This window comes from Bacillus sp. NEAU-Y102 (assembly GCF_054788175.1).
Map to the genome: position 1 here is coordinate 1 of NZ_JBTWFK010000029.1, position 5,000 is coordinate 5,000.

The window sequence follows — 5,000 nt, forward strand, 5'->3', positions numbered from 1 at the left end:
TTTTAGTTTGGTTAAGTTAGAAAGGGCGCACGGTGGATGCCTTGACACTAGGAGTCGATGAAGGACGGGACTAACGCCGATATGCTTCGGGGAGCTGTAAGTAAGCTTTGATCCGAAGATTTCCGAATGGGGAAACCCACTATACGTAATGGTATGGTATCCTTACCTGAATACATAGGGTATGGAAGACAGACCCAGGGAACTGAAACATCTAAGTACCTGGAGGAAGAGAAAGCAAATGCGATTTCCTGAGTAGCGGCGAGCGAAACGGAACATAGCCCAAACCAAGAGGCTTGCCTCTTGGGGTTGTAGGACATTCTATACGGAGTTACAAAGGAACGAGGTAGACGAAGCGACCTGGAAAGGTCCGTCGTAGAGGGTAACAACCCCGTAGTCGAAACTTCGTTCTCTCTTGAATGTATCCTGAGTACGGCGGAACACGTGAAATTCCGTCGGAATCTGGGAGGACCATCTCCCAAGGCTAAATACTCCCTAGTGATCGATAGTGAACCAGTACCGTGAGGGAAAGGTGAAAAGCACCCCGGAAGGGGAGTGAAAGAGATCCTGAAACCGTGTGCCTACAAATAGTCAGAGCCCGTTAATGGGTGATGGCGTGCCTTTTGTAGAATGAACCGGCGAGTTACGATCCCGTGCAAGGTTAAGCTGAAGAGGCGGAGCCGCAGCGAAAGCGAGTCTGAATAGGGCGTTTAGTACGTGGTCGTAGACCCGAAACCAGGTGATCTACCCATGTCCAGGGTGAAGTTCAGGTAACACTGAATGGAGGCCCGAACCCACGCACGTTGAAAAGTGCGGGGATGAGGTGTGGGTAGCGGAGAAATTCCAATCGAACCTGGAGATAGCTGGTTCTCCCCGAAATAGCTTTAGGGCTAGCCTTAAGTGTAAGAGTCTTGGAGGTAGAGCACTGATTGAACTAGGGGTCCTCATCGGATTACCGAATTCAGTCAAACTCCGAATGCCAATGACTTATCCTTAGGAGTCAGACTGCGAGTGATAAGATCCGTAGTCAAGAGGGAAACAGCCCAGATCGCCAGCTAAGGTCCCAAAGTGTGTATTAAGTGGAAAAGGATGTGGAGTTGCTTAGACAACTAGGATGTTGGCTTAGAAGCAGCCACCATTTAAAGAGTGCGTAATAGCTCACTAGTCGAGTGACTCTGCGCCGAAAATGTACCGGGGCTAAATACACCACCGAAGCTGCGAATTGATACCAATGGTATCAGTGGTAGGGGAGCGTTCTAAGTGCAGTGAAGTCAGACCGGAAGGACTGGTGGAGCGCTTAGAAGTGAGAATGCCGGTATGAGTAGCGAAAGACGGGTGAGAATCCCGTCCACCGAATGCCTAAGGTTTCCTGAGGAAGGCTCGTCCGCTCAGGGTTAGTCAGGACCTAAGCCGAGGCCGACAGGCGTAGGCGATGGACAACAGGTTGATATTCCTGTACCACCTCTTTATCGTTTGAGCAATGGAGGGACGCAGAAGGATAGAAGAAGCGTGCGATTGGTTGTGCACGTCCAAGCAGTTAGGCTGATAAGTAGGCAAATCCGCTTATCGTAAAGGCTGAGCTGTGATGGGGAAGCTCCTTATGGAGCGAAGTCTTTGATTCCCCGCTGCCAAGAAAAGCTTCTAGCGAGATAAAAGGTGCCTGTACCGCAAACCGACACAGGTAGGCGAGGAGAGAATCCTAAGGTGTGCGAGAGAACTCTGGTTAAGGAACTCGGCAAAATGACCCCGTAACTTCGGGAGAAGGGGTGCTTTCTTAACGGAAAGCCGCAGTGAATAGGCCCAAGCGACTGTTTAGCAAAAACACAGCTCTCTGCGAAGCCGTAAGGCGAAGTATAGGGGGTGACACCTGCCCGGTGCTGGAAGGTTAAGGAGAGGGGTTAGCGTAAGCGAAGCTCTGAACTGAAGCCCCAGTAAACGGCGGCCGTAACTATAACGGTCCTAAGGTAGCGAAATTCCTTGTCGGGTAAGTTCCGACCCGCACGAAAGGTGTAACGATTTGGGCACTGTCTCAACCAGAGACTCGGTGAAATTATAGTACCTGTGAAGATGCAGGTTACCCGCGACAGGACGGAAAGACCCCGTGGAGCTTTACTGTAGCCTGATATTGAATTTTGGTACAGTTTGTACAGGATAGGCGGGAGCCATTGAAACCGGAGCGCTAGCTTCGGTGGAGGCGCTGGTGGGATACCGCCCTGACTGTATTGAAATTCTAACCTACGGGTCTTATCGACCCGGGAGACAGTGTCAGGTGGGCAGTTTGACTGGGGCGGTCGCCTCCTAAAGTGTAACGGAGGCGCCCAAAGGTTCCCTCAGAATGGTTGGAAATCATTCGTAGAGTGCAAAGGCATAAGGGAGCTTGACTGCGAGACCTACAAGTCGAGCAGGGACGAAAGTCGGGCTTAGTGATCCGGTGGTTCCGCATGGAAGGGCCATCGCTCAACGGATAAAAGCTACCCCGGGGATAACAGGCTTATCTCCCCCAAGAGTCCACATCGACGGGGAGGTTTGGCACCTCGATGTCGGCTCATCGCATCCTGGGGCTGTAGTCGGTCCCAAGGGTTGGGCTGTTCGCCCATTAAAGCGGTACGCGAGCTGGGTTCAGAACGTCGTGAGACAGTTCGGTCCCTATCCGTCGTGGGCGTAGGAAATTTGAGAGGAGCTGTCCTTAGTACGAGAGGACCGGGATGGACGCACCGCTGGTGTACCAGTTGTTCTGCCAAGGGCATAGCTGGGTAGCTATGTGCGGAAGGGATAAGTGCTGAAAGCATCTAAGCATGAAGCCCCCCTCAAGATGAGATTTCCCATAGCGTAAGCTAGTAAGATCCCTGAAAGATGATCAGGTTGATAGGTTCGAGGTGGAAGCATGGTGACATGTGGAGCTGACGAATACTAATAGATCGAGGACTTAACCATATAATATGTAGCAATGTTATCTAGTTTTGAAGGAATATGCCTTCATAGTTTGGTGATGATGGCAGAGAGGTCACACCCGTTCCCATACCGAACACGGAAGTTAAGCTCTCTAGCGCCGATGGTAGTTGGGACCTTGTCCCTGTGAGAGTAGGACGTCGCCAAGCAAGCTTAAGACGAGTCAGAATGACTCGTCTTTTTTGTGTTTTGTAACTTTTTTTCAAAGCTAATTACATATCTATATAAGTTTTATTCGATTTCTTTCGTGATTTTTGATATGTAATTTAAGATTTTCTATTTTATTTCTTAAAGATAAAATTCACCAGTGTGTTAAAATAGTACAGTTGTTTTTTTGATGTACTTTAATATAAGAAGATTTAAGTTAGAAAAGGAGATAATATGAAAAGGATAGGTATAATTACTATAGTAGTCTTAGTCCTTCTAGTAATCGTGTATATGTTAGTTGGGAATTATTTTTATAACTACGCGTTGAATGCGAAACAAGAAAAAGAGTTTTTACAAGATAATCCTCATTTAGTAGAAACGGTAAATGCATCGGGAGATGTATTGGCTACAAATGAAGAAAAGAATGCGAACTTCGTATCGAAGTATAAACCTAACACATTAACTATACGTTCTTTCGATAAAATGAATTTAAAAGGCTATGAATATATGAATGAACAATCTAGTCATAAATGGGCAATTGTGGTTCATGGATACAATGGTAGAGCATCAGAAATGACGAAATATATTCGTAACTTTTATGAACAAGGCTATAATGTCATAGCACCAGACCTTCGTGGGCACGGAAATAGTGAAGGGGATTATGTTGGTATGGGCTGGCATGATCGTAAAGATGTTTTGATTTGGATTCAACAAATCTTAAAGAAAGATCCTAATGCTGAAATAGCTCTATTTGGTGTTTCAATGGGCGGGGCAACTGTAATGATGACTTCAGGAGAAGATTTACCTTCTAATGTTAAAGTTATTATTGAAGATTGTGGATACTCAACCGTTATTGATGAATTTACTTATCAGCTAAAAGATTTATTCCACTTGCCGAAGTTTCCTGTTATGAATGCGGCAAATACAGTTACAAAATTAAGAGCTGGATATGATTTAGAAGAAGCTTCAGCTGTAAAACAAGTAGCGAAAAGTAAAACACCTATGCTATTCATTCATGGGGATGCTGATACATTCGTTCCTTTTGAAATGTTAGATGAAGTATATAATGCTGCAAAAGTAGAAAAAGAGAAATTAATTGTTCCAGGTGCTGGGCATGGAGAAGCGGAGAAAGTAGATTCGAATAAATATTGGAATACCGTATGGAAGTTCGTAGGGAAGTATATTCCGGCATAATTAAAGTTGTTGCATTTATATAGACGATAATCGGAGGGATAATAGTTAATCCTTTTAATTATCGTTTTTTTGTTAATTAGGTAGTCTGCTATAAGTGTATTTTTGTATGTACTATATGAAGGAGATAGAGCAAAAACTTTTGAATTCCTTAATCTCAGTGCTACAATGATTGAAAACTAAATGTTAATGAGGTGTTTATATGAAAATTGAGGTTTGGTCGGATTTTGTATGCCCATTTTGCTATATTGGGAAACGTAGATTAGAGATGGCTTTAGAGCAATTTCCACATAAGAAGGATGTTGAAGTTGAGTTTAAAAGTTTTGAGTTGGATCCGAATACTCCCGTTTACTCTGGAACAAGTATTAATGAAGTGCTTGCATCAAAGTATGGGATTAGTATTGAAGAAGCTAAGCGTAATAACGTACAGCTAGGAAATCATGCAGCTAGTATGGGTTTAAGTTTTAATTTTGATGAGATGAAGCCGACGAATACGTTTGATGCGCATCGTCTTGCGAAGTTTGCAAAGAATCATGGAAAAGAAAAGGAGATTACGGAAAATCTACTTTTTGCATATTTCACTGAATCGAAAAATTTAAGTGATGTGGATACACTTGCTACTATTGCTGAAGCTTCAGGTTTAGATAAGCAAGAAGCTTTAAATGTTATTAATGATAAAAATGCGTACGCAAATGATGTTAGAATTGAAGAAGCGA

General features: G+C 44.3%; 2 protein-coding genes and 2 rRNA genes (1 of these 4 running past the window's edge). All 4 read left to right on the plus strand.

Annotation, left to right across the window (positions count from 1 at the left end):
- Nucleotides 1–9: 9 nt before the first annotated feature.
- Nucleotides 10–2,931 (plus strand): 23S ribosomal RNA (locus tag ACYFX0_RS30835).
- Nucleotides 2,932–2,979: 48 nt separating this feature from the next.
- Nucleotides 2,980–3,095: ribosomal RNA gene (gene rrf / locus ACYFX0_RS30840) — 5S ribosomal RNA — on the plus strand.
- Between the two features lie 232 nt (nucleotides 3,096–3,327).
- A complete protein-coding gene (locus tag ACYFX0_RS30845; RefSeq protein WP_000821104.1) occupies nucleotides 3,328–4,287 on the plus strand; it encodes an alpha/beta hydrolase in 960 nt (319 codons plus the stop codon).
- A 199-nt stretch (nucleotides 4,288–4,486) separates the two neighbouring features.
- Nucleotides 4,487–5,000, plus strand: the 5' portion of a protein-coding gene (locus ACYFX0_RS30850; RefSeq protein ID WP_000687924.1) for a DsbA family oxidoreductase. The gene runs 218 nt beyond the window's last position; only the first 514 of its 732 coding nucleotides appear in the window; it begins with the start codon at nucleotides 4,487–4,489; its stop codon lies beyond the right edge, outside the window.

What these genes read in the sequence shown, in the direction of transcription:
- ACYFX0_RS30845 (WP_000821104.1), top strand. Translation starts at nt 3,328, where the DNA reads ATGAAAAGGATAGGTATAATTACTATAGTAGTCTTAGTCCTTCTAGTA.